The 15,584-nt window shown below is 61.5% G+C and carries 15 protein-coding genes, 1 tRNA gene and 1 pseudogene; 13 read left to right on the plus strand and 4 right to left on the minus strand.

From position 1 onward, the window contains the following. Positions 1-12: 12 nt before the first annotated feature. The 12 genes from ruvA to V7787_RS15265 all read left to right on the plus strand — a co-directional run bounded on the left by ruvA (position 13) and on the right by V7787_RS15265 (position 8,844). Positions 13-630 carry a Holliday junction branch migration protein RuvA gene (ruvA, locus tag V7787_RS15210; RefSeq protein WP_003254768.1) on the plus strand — a complete coding sequence of 206 codons (618 nt, stop codon included), beginning with the start codon at positions 13-15 and terminating at the stop codon, positions 628-630. After that, complete coding sequence (gene ruvB / locus V7787_RS15215) at positions 627-1,673, plus strand: Holliday junction branch migration DNA helicase RuvB (protein ID WP_003254766.1); 1,047 nt, start codon at positions 627-629, stop codon at positions 1,671-1,673. The genes ruvA and ruvB overlap by 4 nt, the downstream gene beginning before the upstream one ends. Positions 1,674-1,798: 125 nt before the next feature. Then, positions 1,799-2,251: a tol-pal system-associated acyl-CoA thioesterase gene (ybgC, locus tag V7787_RS15220; RefSeq protein ID WP_003254764.1), complete on the plus strand. Its 453-nt coding sequence runs from the start codon at positions 1,799-1,801 to the stop codon at positions 2,249-2,251. Between the two features lie 2 nt (positions 2,252-2,253). Continuing rightward, on the plus strand, positions 2,254-2,949 hold the full coding sequence (tolQ, locus tag V7787_RS15225) for a protein TolQ (RefSeq protein ID WP_010952367.1): 696 nt from the start codon (positions 2,254-2,256) through the stop codon (positions 2,947-2,949). 14 nt (positions 2,950-2,963) lie between these two features. Then, positions 2,964-3,416 (plus strand): protein TolR, encoded by a 453-nt coding sequence (gene tolR / locus V7787_RS15230; protein ID WP_003254760.1) that lies wholly within the window; start codon positions 2,964-2,966, stop codon positions 3,414-3,416. Further along, positions 3,416-4,534, plus strand: a complete 1,119-nt coding sequence (tolA, locus tag V7787_RS15235) for a cell envelope integrity protein TolA (protein WP_010952368.1) — start codon at positions 3,416-3,418, stop codon at positions 4,532-4,534. The genes tolR and tolA overlap by 1 nt, the downstream gene beginning before the upstream one ends. 26 nt (positions 4,535-4,560) lie before the next feature. Beyond that, the gene (gene tolB / locus V7787_RS15240; RefSeq protein ID WP_012051477.1) at positions 4,561-5,832 is read left to right on the plus strand and encodes a Tol-Pal system beta propeller repeat protein TolB; all 1,272 of its coding nucleotides are present in this window, start codon (positions 4,561-4,563) and stop codon (positions 5,830-5,832) included. 54 nt (positions 5,833-5,886) lie between these two features. Next, complete coding sequence (gene pal / locus V7787_RS15245; RefSeq protein WP_003254755.1) at positions 5,887-6,387, plus strand: peptidoglycan-associated lipoprotein Pal; 501 nt, start codon at positions 5,887-5,889, stop codon at positions 6,385-6,387. 6 nt (positions 6,388-6,393) lie between these two features. Beyond that, complete coding sequence (gene ybgF / locus V7787_RS15250) at positions 6,394-7,200, plus strand: tol-pal system protein YbgF (RefSeq protein WP_003254754.1); 807 nt, start codon at positions 6,394-6,396, stop codon at positions 7,198-7,200. A 168-nt stretch (positions 7,201-7,368) separates the two neighbouring features. Continuing rightward, positions 7,369-8,016: a 7-carboxy-7-deazaguanine synthase QueE gene (queE, locus tag V7787_RS15255; RefSeq protein ID WP_003254753.1), complete on the plus strand. Its 648-nt coding sequence runs from the start codon at positions 7,369-7,371 to the stop codon at positions 8,014-8,016. Beyond that, a complete protein-coding gene (gene queC, locus V7787_RS15260; RefSeq protein ID WP_076403786.1) occupies positions 8,016-8,708 on the plus strand; it encodes a 7-cyano-7-deazaguanine synthase QueC in 693 nt (230 codons plus the stop codon). Before queE ends, queC begins: the two co-directional genes overlap by 1 nt. A 60-nt stretch (positions 8,709-8,768) precedes the next feature. Next, positions 8,769-8,844, plus strand: a tRNA-Lys gene (locus V7787_RS15265). Positions 8,845-8,936: 92 nt separating this feature from the next. On the opposite strand, the gene V7787_RS15270 is transcribed toward V7787_RS15265, so the two are convergent. The 4 genes and pseudogenes from V7787_RS15270 to V7787_RS15280 form a co-directional block, all read right to left on the minus strand. After that, positions 8,937-9,896, minus strand: coding sequence for a cation diffusion facilitator family transporter (locus V7787_RS15270; RefSeq protein ID WP_010952370.1), 960 nt, complete (start codon positions 9,894-9,896; stop codon positions 8,937-8,939). A 141-nt stretch (positions 9,897-10,037) separates the two neighbouring features. Then, the gene (locus V7787_RS53095; RefSeq protein ID WP_371920531.1) at positions 10,038-10,793 is read right to left on the minus strand and encodes a methyl-accepting chemotaxis protein; all 756 of its coding nucleotides are present in this window, start codon (positions 10,791-10,793) and stop codon (positions 10,038-10,040) included. Between the two features lie 102 nt (positions 10,794-10,895). Continuing rightward, positions 10,896-12,104 (minus strand): annotated as a pseudogene (mcpU, locus tag V7787_RS53100) (methyl-accepting chemotaxis protein McpU); the annotation flags it as partial. Positions 12,105-12,170: 66 nt separating this feature from the next. Further along, a complete protein-coding gene (locus tag V7787_RS15280) occupies positions 12,171-13,523 on the minus strand; it encodes an APC family permease (protein WP_010952372.1) in 1,353 nt (450 codons plus the stop codon). Between the two features lie 446 nt (positions 13,524-13,969). On the opposite strand from V7787_RS15280, the gene V7787_RS15285 reads away from it, so the two are divergent. Beyond that, positions 13,970-15,478 carry a YdgA family protein gene (locus V7787_RS15285; protein ID WP_064492891.1) on the plus strand — a complete coding sequence of 503 codons (1,509 nt, stop codon included), beginning with the start codon at positions 13,970-13,972 and terminating at the stop codon, positions 15,476-15,478. Positions 15,479-15,584 lie beyond the last annotated feature (106 nt).

The raw sequence follows: 15,584 nt of genomic DNA on the forward strand, positions 1-15,584 counted from the left end.
AAGGATCGGAACGTGATTGGACGTTTGCGCGGCACCCTGGCGGAAAAACAACCGCCTCACCTGATTATCGACGTCAACGGCGTGGGTTACGAGCTGGAAGTTCCCATGACCACGCTGTACCGTCTGCCCAAAGTGGGTGAAACCGTCACGGTGCATACCCACCTGGTCGTGCGCGAAGATGCCCACTTGCTCTACGGCTTTGCCGAAAAGCGCGAGCGCGAGCTGTTTCGCGAGCTGATCCGCCTGAACGGCGTAGGGCCGAAGCTGGCCCTGGCGCTGATGTCCGGGCTGGAAGTGGATGAACTGGTGCGCTGCGTGCAGGCCCAGGACACCTCAGCCCTGGTGCGCGTACCGGGCGTCGGCAAGAAAACCGCCGAGCGCTTGCTGGTCGAGCTCAAGGACCGTTTCAAGGCCTGGGAAACCTCGCCGGCCATGTTCACCCTGGTGTCCGATGGGCCTTTACCGGTCGCCAGCGAGTCCAGTGCCGAGGCCGATGCAGTCAGTGCCCTGGTCTCGCTGGGCTACAAGCCGCAGGAAGCCAGCAAGGCAATCGCCGCGATCAAGGACAAGGCCGGCCTGAGCAGTGAAGAGCTGATCCGCCGCAGCCTGAAAGGGATGATTTCCAAGTGATCGAAGCCGACCGCCTGATCGCCGCCAGTGGCCGCGACCGCGAAGAAGTCCAGGACCGTGCGATTCGCCCGCTGAGCCTGGACGAGTACATCGGCCAGCCGGTGGTGCGCGAGCAGATGGCGCTGTTCATCCAGGCCGCCCGCGGCCGCGGCGAGTCGCTTGACCACACGCTGATCTTCGGCCCGCCCGGCCTGGGCAAGACCACCCTGGCCAACATCATCGCCCATGAAATGGGCGTGTCGGTGAAGAGCACTTCGGGGCCGATTCTCGAGCGCCCCGGTGACCTGGCAGCCATGCTGACCAACCTCGAGCCGCACGACGTGCTGTTCATCGACGAAATCCACCGCCTGTCGCCTGTTGTCGAGGAGGTGCTGTACCCGGCCATGGAGGACTTCCAGCTCGACATCATGATCGGCGAAGGCCCGGCAGCCCGTTCTATCAAACTCGATCTGCCACCCTTCACCCTGGTGGGGGCTACTACCCGTGCCGGCATGCTGACCAACCCGCTGCGTGATCGCTTCGGTATCGTCCAGCGCCTGGAGTTCTACAACGACAAGGATCTGAGCACCATCGTCAGCCGCTCGGCCAACATCCTTGGCCTGGCCATCGAAGACCAGGGTGCCTACGAGATCGCCCGCCGTGCCCGTGGCACGCCGCGCATCGCCAACCGCCTGCTGCGCCGCGTGCGTGACTATGCCGAGGTACGCGGCAAGGGCCAGATCACCAAGGCCGTGGCTGACATGGCGCTGAACCTGCTGGATGTCGACGAGCGGGGTTTCGACCATTCCGACCGTCGCCTGCTGCTGACCATGATCGAGAAGTTCGATGGCGGCCCGGTGGGCGTGGACAACCTGGCTGCAGCCATCAGCGAAGAGCGTCATACCATCGAAGATGTGCTTGAGCCGTACCTGATTCAGCAGGGCTACATCATGCGCACGCCACGCGGCCGCGTGGTCACCCGGCATGCCTACCTGCACTTTGGGCTGAATATTCCCGGGCGCTTGGGGGAGGGGGGCGATTTTTCCGAGCCAGGCGATGAATGACAGATCGAAAGCGACTTTTTGTGGTCCTACCGCTGGCATGCCCCTGGTGCGCTGGCAATAAGACATTAATGAAGAAAAAACAGTTGCCACAGCGGATTGGCAAGCTGAGGAGTAAGCACTAGAGTATGCGCGCGCAAAATCAGCTCGAACCGTTCGCACATCGGTGTCGCGTCTATTACGAAGATACCGATGCGGGCGGCGTGGTGTATTACGTCAACTACCTGAAATTCATGGAGCGCGCGCGCACCGAACGCCTGCGGCACCTGGGCTTTTCCCAGTCGCAACTGGCTGAAGACAACCTGCTGTTCGTGGTCCATTCCAGCGAAGCGCGCTATCACGCGCCGGCGCGGCTGGATGACGAATTGCGGGTGACCGCGCAGGTCCTTGAACTCAATCGCGCCAGCTTGCGTTTCGTACAGCAGGTCTGGCGGGAAAAGGATGAAACGCTGCTTTGCGAAGGGCAGTTCCTGGTGGCTGCCGTGCGCGCCGACACTTTCAAACCCCGAGCCCTACCCCCCCAGCTGCGCGACGCCTTTGCGGCGGACGGCTCGGGTAATCAATCGAATGCAGGAGAATAAGCGTGGAAGCTAACGTCGTCGACCATACCTCCATGTGGAGTCTGGTCAGCAATGCCAGCGTGGTGGTACAGCTGGTAATGCTGACCCTGGTGGCCGCCTCGGTCACCTCATGGATCATGATCTTCCAGCGCAGCACCATGCTGCGCGCCGGTCGTCGTGCGCTGGATGCCTTCGAAGAGCGCTTCTGGTCGGGCATCGACCTGTCCAAGCTGTACCGCCAGGCAGGCAGCAACCCAGACCCGGACTCCGGCGTGGAGCAGGTGTTCCGTGCCGGTTTCAAGGAGTTCTCGCGCCTGCGCCAGCAGCCGGGTGTTGACCCGGACGCCGTCATGGAAGGTGTTGGCCGTGCCATGCGTGTGGCCATCTCGCGCGAGGAAGAAAAACTCGAGCAGAGCTTGCCGTTCCTGGCCACCGTTGGTTCGACCAGCCCGTACATCGGCCTGTTCGGCACCGTGTGGGGCATCATGAACTCCTTCCGCGGCCTGGCCAGCGCCCAGCAGGCCACCCTGGCTACCGTTGCTCCGGGCATCGCCGAAGCACTGATCGCTACCGCCATCGGCCTGTTCGCGGCAATCCCGGCTGTTATTGCCTACAACCGTTTCGCCGCGCGCAGTGAAGTACTGATCGGCCGTTACTACACCTTCGCCGACGAGTTCCAGGCGATCCTGCACCGCAAAGTGCACACCAGCGAAGAGTAATCAGGTAGAAGCCCATGGCCCGAGTTCGCCACAAACGCAAGCCCGTCGCCGAGATGAACGTGGTGCCCTACATCGACGTGATGCTGGTACTGCTGGTCATCTTCATGGTGACGGCGCCCATGCTCAACCAGGGCGTGAAGGTCGACCTGCCCAAGGTTTCCAGCGAAGCCTTGCCGCAGGACAACAACGTCCAGATCCTCACCATCTCCATCAAGGCCGATAAAACCTATTACTGGAACCTCGGCAGCGAAGTCGATACCGACAAGCAGATGGACAAAGCCATGACCTTGCCGGCCATGACCGACGCCGTGACCAAGATCATTGCTGCCGGCCGTGACCAGGGCAAGCAGACCCAGGTGTTCATTCGTGGCGACAAGGCTGTCGACTATGGCGCGGTCATGGGTGCCATGGGCGGGTTGCAGAAGGCCGGTGTCGGTAACGTTGGCCTGATTACCGAGGCGCCCTGATGCAACAGCGAGAGCCATCCGCCTCGGAAAGCTACTTCTGGCCCAGTGTCTGGGCCATCGGCCTGCATGTGCTGGTGTTCGCCCTGCTGTTCGTCAGTTTTGCCATGACGCCGGAGCTGCCGCCTTCCAAGCCGATCGTTCAGGCGACCCTGTACCAGCTCAAGTCCAAGAGCCAGGCAACCACCCAGACCAATCAGAAGATTGCCGGGGAGGCGAAGAAAACCGCTTCGCGCCAGACCGAAGTCGAGCAGCTGGAACAGAAGAAGGTCGAGCAGGAGGCCGTGAAGGCCGCGGAACAAAAGAAAGCTGACGCCGCTCAAAAGGCCGAAGAGGCCCGCGAAGCCGCCGAGGCGAAAAAAGCCGAGGATGCTGCCAAGGCCGCTGAAGCCGCCAAGGCTGCCGAGGCCAAGAAAGCTGCCGAAGCCAAGAAGGCCGACGAGGCGAAGAAAGCTGCCGAGAAACAGCAGGCCGACATCGCCAAGAAGAAGGCCGAGGACGAAGCCAAGAAAAAAGCCGAAGAAGAGGCCAAGAAAGCGGCCGCTGAAGAGGCGAAGAAGAAAGCCGCCGAGGACGCCAAGAAAAAGGCAGCCGAAGAGGCCAAGAAGAAAGCAGCCGAGGACGCCAAGAAGAAAGCGGCGGCCGAGGACGCGAAGAAGAAGGCAGCTGAAGAGGCCAAGAAAAAGGCCGCTGCAGATGCCCAGAAGAAGAAGGCACAGGAAGCGGCCCGCAAGGCGGCAGAAGACAAGAAAGCTCAGGCACTGGCCGAGCTGTTGTCCGATACCACCGAGCGGCAGCAGGCGCTGGCCGACGAGCAGGGTGACCAGGTGGCCGGCGACTTCGACGACCTGATCCGCATGCGCGCGGCCGAGGGCTGGGCACGTCCGCCTTCCGCGCGCAAGGGCATGACGGTGGTCCTGCAGATCAACATGTTGCCGGACGGTACCATCACCAATGTCAGCGTGGCCCGGTCCAGTGGTGACGGCCCGTATGACAGTTCGGCGGTGGCTGCGGTGAAGAACATTGGTCGTTTGACCGAGATGCAGGGTATGAAGCCGAGCGATTTCAACCAATATCGTTCGTTCAAGATGACATTTACACCTGAGGATCTAGCGTTGTGATTAAACGTCTGAGAGGACTGCTGGTCATGCTCTGCTGCGTGGCAGGCATGGCGGTGGCAGAAGAAAAGAACATCCTGGTTACCAGCGGCAGCGACCGGGCCACGCCCATCGCGGTAGTACCGTTCGGTCTGCAGGGCGGTAGCGTGTTGCCTGAAGACATCGCCGACATCATCGGCAACGACCTGCGCAACTCTGGCTACTACTCGCCAATTCCGCGGCAGAACATGATCAGCCAGCCGTCGCAGGCCAGCGAAGTGATCTTCCGTGACTGGAAAGCGCTGGGTGCACAGTACGTGATGGTCGGCAGCATCGTGCCGTCGGGCGGTCGCCTGCAGGTGCAGTACGCGCTGTTCAACGTCGCCACCGAGCAGCAAGTGCTGACCGGCAGCGTGGCGGGCAGCACCGACCAGCTGCGCGACATGGCGCACTACATTGCCGACCAGTCGTTCGAGAAGCTCACCGGCATCAAGGGCGCGTTCTCTACGCGCATGCTGTACGTGACGGCCGAGCGTTTCTCCACCAACAACACCCGCTACACCCTCCAGCGTTCGGACTACGACGGTGCGCGTGCGGTGACCCTGCTGCAATCGCGTGAGCCGATCCTGTCGCCGCGCTTTGCGCCAGATGGCAAACGTATCGCCTACGTTTCGTTCGAGCAGAAGCGCCCACGTATCTTCGTGCAGAACATCGATACTGGCCGCCGCGAGCAGGTGACCAACTTCGAAGGCCTGAACGGTGCGCCAGCCTGGTCGCCGGACGGTTCGCGCCTGGCGTTCGTGCTGTCCAAGGACGGCAACCCGGACATCTACGTGATGAACGTGGCCTCGCGCCAGATCAGCCGTGTTACCGCAGGCCCGGGTATCAATACCGAGCCGTTCTGGGGCAAAGATGGCAACACCCTCTACTTCACTTCCGACCGTGGCGGCAAACCGCAGATCTATAAACAGTCGGTCAGTGGTGGTGGCGCCGAGCGCGTAACGTTCGTAGGTAACTACAACGCCAACCCGAAACTTTCGGCGGACGAAAAGACCCTGGTAATGATTCATCGCCAACAGGGCTTTACCAACTTCAAAGTGGCGGCACAGGACTTGCAACGCGGAAGTGTAAAGATTCTGTCTGAAACAAGTCTTGATGAGTCTCCCACTGTTGCGCCAAACGGCACCATGCTAATCTACGCCACCCGCCAGCAGGGCCGGGGAGTCTTGATGCTCGTGTCGCTGAACGGCCGCGTGAGGCTCCCACTTCCTACCGCTCAAGGCGAAGTCAGAGAACCGTCCTGGTCCCCTTACCTGAACTGATTGCGGCGTAATACATTTTGCTTAACACACTGGGGTTTCATTAGGAGTTTCACGATGGAAATGCTGAAGTTTGGTAAATTTGCTGCGCTGGCTCTGGCCATGGCCGTAGCTGTAGGTTGCTCCTCGAAGGGCGGTGATAACGCAGGCGAAGGCGCTGCTGTAGACCCTAACGCTGGCTACGGTGCCAACACTGGCGCTGTTGACGGCTCCCTGAGCGAAGAAGCCGCCCTGCGCGCAATCACCACCTTCTACTTCGAATACGACAGCTCGGACCTGAAGCCAGAAGCCATGCGCGCTCTGGACGTTCACGCCAAGGACCTGAAAGCCAACGGCAACCGTGTTGTTCTGGAAGGTAACACCGACGAGCGCGGCACCCGCGAGTACAACATGGCTCTGGGTGAGCGTCGTGCGAAAGCCGTTCAGCGCTACCTGGTTCTGCAGGGCGTTTCCCCTGCTCAGCTGGAACTGGTTTCCTACGGCGAAGAGCGTCCAGTTGCTACCGGCAACGACGAGCAGTCCTGGGCTCAGAACCGTCGCGTAGAACTGCGTAAGTAAGTTCTTATGCGTATGTGCCGCCGTGTAGTAACCGTCCTCGCACTCAGCCTGCCGCTTGCGGCCTGGGCTGAGGTCCCTGTAGTAGATGACAACGCAGGCAGCTATCCGCCTGCGGGTTATGGCACGAGCGGCGCCTATGCCGGGTCAGGGGCTTCGGCCCCTGCCTCTGCACAGGGCCAGCTGTTCATGCAGCTGCAACAGATGCAGGATCAGCTTTCCCGCCAGCAAGGCATCATCGAAGAGCTGCAAAACGATGTGTCCCGCATGAAGCAGGAAAACCTGGAGCGTTACCAGGACCTGGACCGTCGCATCAACAGTGGCGCTGCGCCTGCCGCAACCCCTGACAATTCCTCCGGTGGTGGTGCGTCCAATGCCGCCCCCGATGCCGCAGCAGGTGCTGCTGCGCAACAACCGGCCGGCAGTAGCCAGCCCGGTGATCCGGCGAAAGAGAAGCTCTATTACGACGCAGCTTTCGACCTGATCAAACAGAAAGACTTCGACAAGGCCAGCCAGGCGTTCAACGCCTTCCTGCGCAAGTACCCCAACAGCCAGTACGCCGGTAATGCCCAGTACTGGTTGGGTGAAGTGAACCTGGCCAAGGGTGACTTGCAAGGCGCCAGCCAGGCCTTTGCCCAAGTCAGCCAAAAGTACCCGAAGCACAGCAAGGTGCCAGATTCGCTGTACAAACTGGCTGATGTCGAGCGCCGTATGGGCCATACCGACAAGGTAAAAGGCATCCTTCAGCAGGTCGTCACCCAGTACCCCGGCACCTCTGCCGCTCAACTGGCCCAGCGTGACCTGCAGAAGCTCTAGGCGTTGTCGCTGTACCGCTCGAAAGAAACCCGCGCCAGTCGCGGGTTTTTTCGTTAGAATCACTGCCCTTTTTTCGTAAACACGCTGCTGCGGATAACGCTATGTCGAGTCCGCGACAGTGCCTGACGGAGGCGGACAGCCTGTTTAGCTGTCACGCCCGTGGCGATCATGCAAGACACATTACGCATCACCGAAGTCTTTTACTCTTTGCAGGGTGAGACGCGAACGGCCGGGCTGCCCACGGTATTTGTGCGCCTCACCGGTTGCCCCCTGCGTTGCCAGTACTGCGACAGTGCCTATGCCTTCAGTGGCGGTACCGTACGCACCCTTGATTCGATCCTCGAACAAGTGGCCGGCTTCAAACCGCGCTACGTCTGTGTCACCGGTGGCGAACCACTGGCTCAGCCCAACGCCTTGCCGTTGCTGCAGCGGCTGTGTGATGCCGGTTACGAGGTGTCGCTGGAGACCAGCGGCGCGCTGGATATTGCTGGCACCGACACCCGCGTCAGCCGTGTGGTCGACCTGAAAACCCCAGGCTCCGAAGAGTCGCACCGTAACCGCTACGAGAACATCGAGCAGCTGACACGCAACGATCAGGTCAAGTTCGTCATCTGTTCCCGCGAGGATTATGACTGGGCGGTATCCAAGCTGATCCAGTACAACCTGGCCGAGCGTGCCGGTGAGGTGTTGTTCTCACCCAGCCATCATCAGGTGAACGCCAGTGACCTGGCTGACTGGATCGTTGCTGACAACCTGCCTGTACGCTTCCAGTTGCAGCTGCACAAGCTGCTGTGGAACGACGAGCCCGGACGTTGATTGAGGAGCACGTACACATGACAGAAAAACGCGCAGTAATCCTGTTGTCCGGCGGCCTGGATTCGGCCACCGTGGTTGCCATGGCCAAGGCCGAAGGCTACAGCTGCTACACCATGAGCTTTGATTACGGCCAGCGTCATCGCGCCGAGCTGAACGCCGCTGCCCGCGTGGCCCGCGACCTGGGTGTGGTCGAGCATAAGGTGATTGGGCTGAACCTCGACGGCATCGGCGGTTCTGCATTGACCGACAGCAGCATCGACGTGCCGGAAGCCCCGGGTGAAGGCATTCCGGTCACTTATGTGCCGGCGCGCAACACCGTGTTCCTTTCGCTGGCGCTGGGTTGGGCCGAAGTACTGGAAGCGCGCGACATCTTCATTGGCGTCAACGCCGTGGATTACTCCGGCTACCCGGATTGCCGACCCGAGTTCGTCGAGGCCTTCGAGCGCATGGCCAACCTGGCGACCAAGGCTGGCGTAGAAGGGCAGGGCTTCCGCATCCAGGCGCCGCTGCAGAACATGAGCAAGGCGCAGATCGTGCAGGCCGGTATGGCCCGTGGTGTGGACTACAGCCTGACCGTTTCCTGCTACCAGGCCGACGATGACGGCCGCGCCTGTGGCAAATGCGACAGCTGCCGCCTGCGGGCCGATGGTTTCAAGGCCGCCGGTATCGAAGACCCGACTCGGTATTTTTGAAAAAATCGTGATGGGGTGTTGAATTCTCGTTAGAAATCAGTATTATACGCGCCATCAAATGGGTCGTTAGCTCAGTTGGTAGAGCAGTTGGCTTTTAACCAATTGGTCGTAGGTTCGAATCCTACACGACCCACCATACGCAGTACGTTAGAGCCCGCTACCAGAAATGGTCGCGGGCTTTTTCGTTTGCGCTACGGGTTTCGGAAAAGGGCGCAGAGCGCCCACACATTACTCGGCCCATTCCGGGTCGCCAGTGAACACCACTGTCAGCCAGCGGTCCGGCCCTTCGCCGCCTACCGCGTCGCCAATCTCGTTGCGCCAGGCATCCCATTCATCGATGGTCTTCGCCGCCATGGTTTTGGGCACGATGAAATACAGCTCAATCTCCCGCGAACGCCCGACCTTGGCGACATAGGCGCGGTAAGACTGCAGGCCGTGGCGGGCGACGAAGGCCTTGGCCACCTCATCTACGTGCAGCTTGAGGTCGCCGGGGGTGACCAGGAAGATTTCAGACAGGGCCTGACGCACCACCGACATCGGCAACGGCACGATCACCAGGCACACCAGCGCCAGCACCGCCGGGTCAATATAGGGTGATACCCATTCCAGCGCAGTGCCCTGCACGGCATAACCAAAACAGAAGGCGATCAGCAGTGCGGCAGTGATGCTGGCCGACATCACCCAGCCCTTGACGTCCATGCGCACGAAGTCTGATTTCAGTTTACGGTTGGCGCGGGCCTCGATGACGGCGATTGTCACACAGGTGATCACCGTCAGCGCCGCGTAGACCATGGCAATGCCGAACTCCAGGTGGCGCCCGCCTTGCAGCAGGCTGCTGACGGCGTTGATCAGCGCGTAGATGGCCACGCCGCCGAGCAGAATGCCGTTGAGTGCCAGTACCATGGGCTCCAGGTGCCAGAAACCCATGGTGAAGCGCTCGCGCAGCTTGCGCGACATCTGCACGCTGGTGGTGTGCGAAGTGATCAGCTTGACCACCACCAGCGACAGCCCGCTCATGCTGGCGTCGACCAGCGAGTACACACCGTCGAAGACGATGGAGAACGAGCCGGAGGCAAGGCCGAAGGCGATGCCGATGGTGGCGATGAACAGGGTCGCGGCGATCGAGGTGCGTAAAAGCCCTTGTTCGCTGGTGATGTCGAAGAAGGTGGATCGGGTTGGATTAGGCATAAGTTGTGCTCAAAAATAACAATGGTGCGGTGCCTGTCAGGGCCTCTTCGCGGGCACTCCCGCTCCCACAGGAACTGCACAGCCCCTTAGGGCACGCCGAACCTGTGGGAGCGGGCGTGCCCGCGAAGAGGCCCTGACAGGCTAAACGCGAAACTGCTCCATCAGCGCCTGCTGCTGGTTGGCCAGCCGGTTCAGGGCCTGACTGATGCGTGCCGATTCATCGGCCTGCCCAGCCAGTGATTCTGTCACGTCTCGAATGCCGGCCACGTTACGGTTCACTTCCTCGGCCACCGCACTCTGCTCTTCCGCCGCCGAGGCAATCTGCAGGTTCATGTCGCTGATCACCGCCACGGCCTCGCCAATACGCTGCAGTGCCGGTAATGCCTGCTCCATGCGTGCGGCGCTGTCCAGGGCCTGGCGTTGGCCTGCATGCATGGCCCCGACCACGTCCTGGGTGCCTTGCTGAAGGCCTTCGATGACCTGGCGAATTTCCTCCACCGAAACCTGCGTGCGCTGGGCCAGGCCGCGCACCTCATCGGCAACCACGGCGAAGCCACGCCCGGCTTCGCCTGCGCGGGCCGCTTCGATGGCGGCATTCAGTGCCAGCAGGTTGGTTTGCTCGGCAATGGTGCGGATCACTTCAAGCACCGAGCCGATTTGCCCGCTGCGGTCTTCCAGTGCACGAGCCTCGTCCATGGCAGTGTTCATGCCTGCGGCCAGGCGGTCGATGCCCTGGCGCGTGCTGTCCACCAGTTGCAAGCCTTCCTGGCTGGCCTGATCCGCGGCGCGTGCGGCCTGGGCCGCCTGCGAGGCATTGTGGGCGACATCCAGGGCGGTGGCGCTCATTTCGTTGGCCGCTGTGGCCACCTGTTCGATTTCGCGATGCTGTTGCTGCATGCCGTCGCTGGTCTGGCTGGCAATGGCGGCCGATTGGTCGGCGGTATTGCGGGCCTCCTGCAGCGAGCCTTTGACCTGGGCAATGACCGGTTGCAACTTGTCGAGGAAACGGTTGAACCAGCCGGTGAGCTGGCCCAGTTCATCCTGGTGGGCGTAGTCCAGGCGACGGGTAAGGTCGCCTTCGCCACTGGCAATGTCTTCCAGGCGTGCAGCCACGGCCAGGATTGGCCGGGTAACGCCGCGCGCGGTCAGCCACACCAGCAGCAAACCCACGATTGCCGTGCCAAGGCCTATCAGCAGGCTGGTGAGGTTGGCGTTCTGGTTATGGGCATCAAGGCGCTGGTTGAGGGCGACGGCAGGGGCCTGCAGCACGCTTTCCGGCAGTTCCAGCACTACCTGCCACGGGGCTGTGTCAGGGATTGGCGTGAAGGGGTGGGCCACGCGCAGCAGGCCGTCGGCTACCGCCTTGTCCATAGACTTGCCGAGCACGCTGTCGTCGCGACTGTTGCCGGCCAGCAGGCCGGCGGCGGTGGCGATGCTCACCTGGCCCTGGCCGTCGAACAGATCGCGGCGGCCGTCCACGCTCAGTTGCTGCAGGTTGGCCAGGCCGATGTCCACGCCGACCACGCCGACTACCTTGCCGTGTTCCAGCAATGGCAGAGCGATGCTGGTCATCAGCACCTGACGGCCGTTGACCTCGTCGAGGTACGGTTCGAGCATGCAGGTCCTGGCGGTGTCCTGCGGGCAGGTCAGCCAGCGGTTCTTCGCCGCGCCGTTGCTGCCGATGCTGGTGTTGCCGAGCATCGTTTCCGGCATGGCTTCAAGTTCCAGGGTGCCGGGGCTTGGTTGGGACCAGTACAGCGAGAAACGCCCGCTCTCATTGCTGCCCATGGCGTCCTGGCCGAGGTAGTGGCTGTCCTGCTGGTCCAGGGCATTGGGTTGGAACACCAGGTACAGGCCGATCACATCCGGGTTGCCGGCCAGGCTGGCACGCGCCTGGCGGGTCAGTTCGGCGCGCAGGTCGCTACCACCACGATCCTTCAGCACCTGTACCAGGCGGGCAAAGCCATTGCCGTACTGGTAGGCGTCCATGAAGTAGCGCTGGATACGCAAGGCCTGGGTTTCGGCGTGGGCCTGCAGGCGCTGGCGGGCGCTGTCTTCGAGCATGGCAGTGTTGGCCTGGTTGACCAGGGCGGCGCTGCGATGGGCCTGGGTCAGCGAGGTGGCTACCAGCAAGGCGACAATGGCCAGCAGGCACAGGCCGGCGAGGAGTGTGATCTTCCACTGGATGGAGAGGCGACGCAGCGGCATGAGGGCTTTCCTTTTCGAACAAATGCAACGCCCGCGATCAGGCGCGGGCGTTGTTGGCAGCGTGGGTCATTCGGCGACGTAGTTGGGCGGTGCCGCGCGGAAGGCTTTGGTCAGCCAGCCCAGGTAGACCAGCCCGAGCGCAGCCCAGATACCGCCAAACATCAGCGAATGTGCGTTCAGGTCCAGCCACAGCGAGACGATGATGCAGAAGCCGATGGTCGGCAGCACCAGGTACTTCAGCTGATTGGCCAGGCCTTTACGGTTGCCTTCGCGCAGGTAGCAGTGGTTGATCACCGACAGGTTGACGAAGCTGAACGCGACCAGGGCGCCGAAGTTGATGATGGAAGTGGCGGTGACCAGGTCGAAGAAGATTGCCGACAGCGAAATCAGCCCTACCACGGCAATGTTCAGCACTGGCGTCTTGTAGCGCGAATGCAGGCGGGCGAAGACGCTGGCCGGGATCACGTTGTCGCGGCCCATTACATACAGCAGGCGTGACACGCTGGTTTGCGAGGCCAGGCCCGAGGCGATGGTGTTGATCACGGTGCAGGCGATGAAGATCGACTGGAAGAGCTTGCCGCCAACGTACAGGGCAATTTCCGGCAGGGCTGCTTCCTGGTCGTGGAAGCGGGCCATGGTCGGGAAGTAGGCCTGGATGAAGTACGACACGGTGATGAACACCACACCGCCAATCAGTGCGGTGAGGAAGATCGCCCGGGGAATGGTCTTGGCCGGATCGCGGGTTTCCTCGGACAGGCAGGTGACCGCGTCAAAGCCCAGGAACGAGAAGCACAGGATGGTCGCACCGGCGGCCAGGGCGCTGAACTGGGTCTGGCTGTCGGCGAACGGTATCAGGCTCCAGGTGGTACCCAGCCCTTCACCCTGGTCCAGGCCGCGTACGCACAGGTAGATGAACACGGCGATGATCGCCACCTGCACACCCACGAACAGCAGGTTGAAGTGCGCCACCAGGTTCACGCTGCGCATGTTGATCAGGCTGATCAGGGTGACGAAGCCGGCCACCCACATCCACTCAGGCACTTCCGGGAACATGGCCGAAAGGTACAGCTTGGCCAGTAGTGCGTTGACCATCGGCAGCAGCAGGTAGTCCAGTAACGAAGACCAGCCCACCAGGAAGCCCACGTGCGGGTTGATCGCGCGCTGGGTGTAGGTGTAGGCCGAGCCCGACTGCGGGAAGCGTTTTACCAGGGTGCCATAGCTCACCGCGGTGAACAGGATGCCAGCCAATGCCAGGATGTAGGCGCTGGGTACATGGCCGGCAGTAATCCCGCTGACGATGCCGAAGGTGTCGAACACGGTCATCGGGGTCAGGTAGGCCAGGCCGATGATGATCACGTGCCAGAGGCGCAGGGTTTTGCGGAGTTGGCCGTTGCCGGAAGCGCTGTGGTCAGGCTGCATGCTGGCATGGCTCCTGCTGCTGGGCGTAAACGACGGGCACGGTGTATTGCGCATGCGGCAAGGGCGAGCGGGTGGGCTCCATGTTGTTCACCTTTTATGTTGGAGCGGCGGAAGGCGCGGTGGGGCGCGCAAAGTGGTGAAAATAAAAAACGATGGGTAGGTGGGTGTCAAGTTAAACATGACAAGATGTTGCCGGATTGAAATATCTATCGATGAAATACGGGGTTTGTTCGGTTTTTGCGCGTTTTTTTGCGATTATGATCAATTTGTGTGTTCGTAAAAATTAACGAGCCCTTTGCTTGCCGCAGCGTGATGTCGGATGTGTCCGAAAAATGGCATTTCTCGACCTGGGCCAGCACTCGGCCCAATCGGGGGTGGTACTCTTCGAATTCTGCGTGGCCTCTGGCCGCCTTCGAAGCCCTTACGGACAGCAATCGGTTCTATTCATGAAGAAATCAGTTGGCATCCTTTCCGGCCTGGCTATCGCCATTGCCGTCGCAACTACCGCAGGCGCCTGGTACACCGGCAAGCAGCTGCCGGCAGAGCTGGACAACGCCCTTGCACGCAGCAACGCCGAACTCAAAAAGGCCCTGGTCAGTACCGGTGGTAGCATGAGCATCGAGCGTGTGTCGCTGGAGCAGCATCTCTTCAGCAGCACTGCCCAGTACCGGCTCAAGGCTCGCGACGTCAACGTGGGTCAGGGCGAGGTGATCAATTTTGACGTGGGCGTGACCGACCAGATCGAGCACGGCCCGTTTCCGTGGTCGAGGGTCAGGTCACTGAAGCTGATGCCGGTAATGGCGGTCAGCAACAGCACGCTGCAGAAGGATGACGCCGTTGCGCCATGGTTCGCCGCTGCGGGTGAAAAGGCCCCGATCAGCGCGCAGACCAGCCTGGGTTACGGCGGCAATGTGGTCAGCCAGGTTCAGCTGGCGCCGCTCAAGTTTGACGAAGCGGATGGCAACAGCCTTGACTTCTCGGGCATGCAGTTCGAAGTCAGTGGAGACAAGGAGGGCAAGGCCTCGAAGTTCCAGGGCCAGGCCGACAGACTGGTGATGAAATGGGTGCATGACGACCAGCCGCCGGCCACCTTCGAGCTCAAAGGGCTGACGTTTGGCGGTAACCTCGCCGCCACCGCGCACGATGCCATCTATGTCGGCAACGTCGATCTGACGTTGGCCGAAACCAAGGTCACCCTTGGGCCGAAACAGCAGGTGCTGCTGATCAAGGGCCTGGAACAGAACGCCTTGCAAACCCTCGACGGCACGGACACCGTAGGTGGCCGCGCGGAGTACAAGGTCGGTGACATCAGCTGGGATGGCCGCGCGGTAGGCAAGGCGCAGATGGCGGTGAGCGTGACCTCGGTCAACGCCCCGGCGCTGCAGGCCTTGTCGAAGTGGTACCAGTCGCACTTGCCGGAGTTCGAGGCCGCCAGTGCGGCTGGCCAGCCGGTACCGCAGATCCAGATGGACGACGCCGAAAAGGCCCGCTTCCAGGGTGACTTGCAGAAATTGCTGGCCGCCAAGCCCAAGCTGGCGGTGGAAAACCTGTCGTTCAAGACCGCCAATGGCGAGAGCCGCTTCAACCTGTCGATGGACCTCGCCGCGCCGGCAAGCTTCGACCTGCCGCCGGACCAGCTGAGCAAGCAGATTATCACCGAGGTGAAAGGCAAACTGTCGCTGTCCAAGCCGATGATCGGTGACCTGGCGACCTTGCAGGCGTTGCTGGATGGCCAGACCGACGCCCAAGCGATTGCCATGCAGTCGAGCCAGGCGGGGGAGATGGTCGGCATGATGGCGCTGCAGAGCGGCATGGCCACCGTGCAGGGCGATGATGTGGTCAGCAGCCTGCACTATGCCGATGGCATGGTCGATTTCAATGGCAGAAAAATGACCGTGGAAGAATTTGCCATGTTCATGGCGGCGCATCTGGGGGCCCTGTCGCCGCAGGGGTGATGGTTTCTACTGTTGCGGCCTCTTCGCGGGTGAACCCGCTCCTACGAGGATTTCACAGTGTAGGGGCGGGTTCACCCGCGAAGGGGCCCGCACAAGCACTACAAAA

The sequence above is a fragment of the Pseudomonas sp. CGJS7 genome (assembly GCF_036961695.1).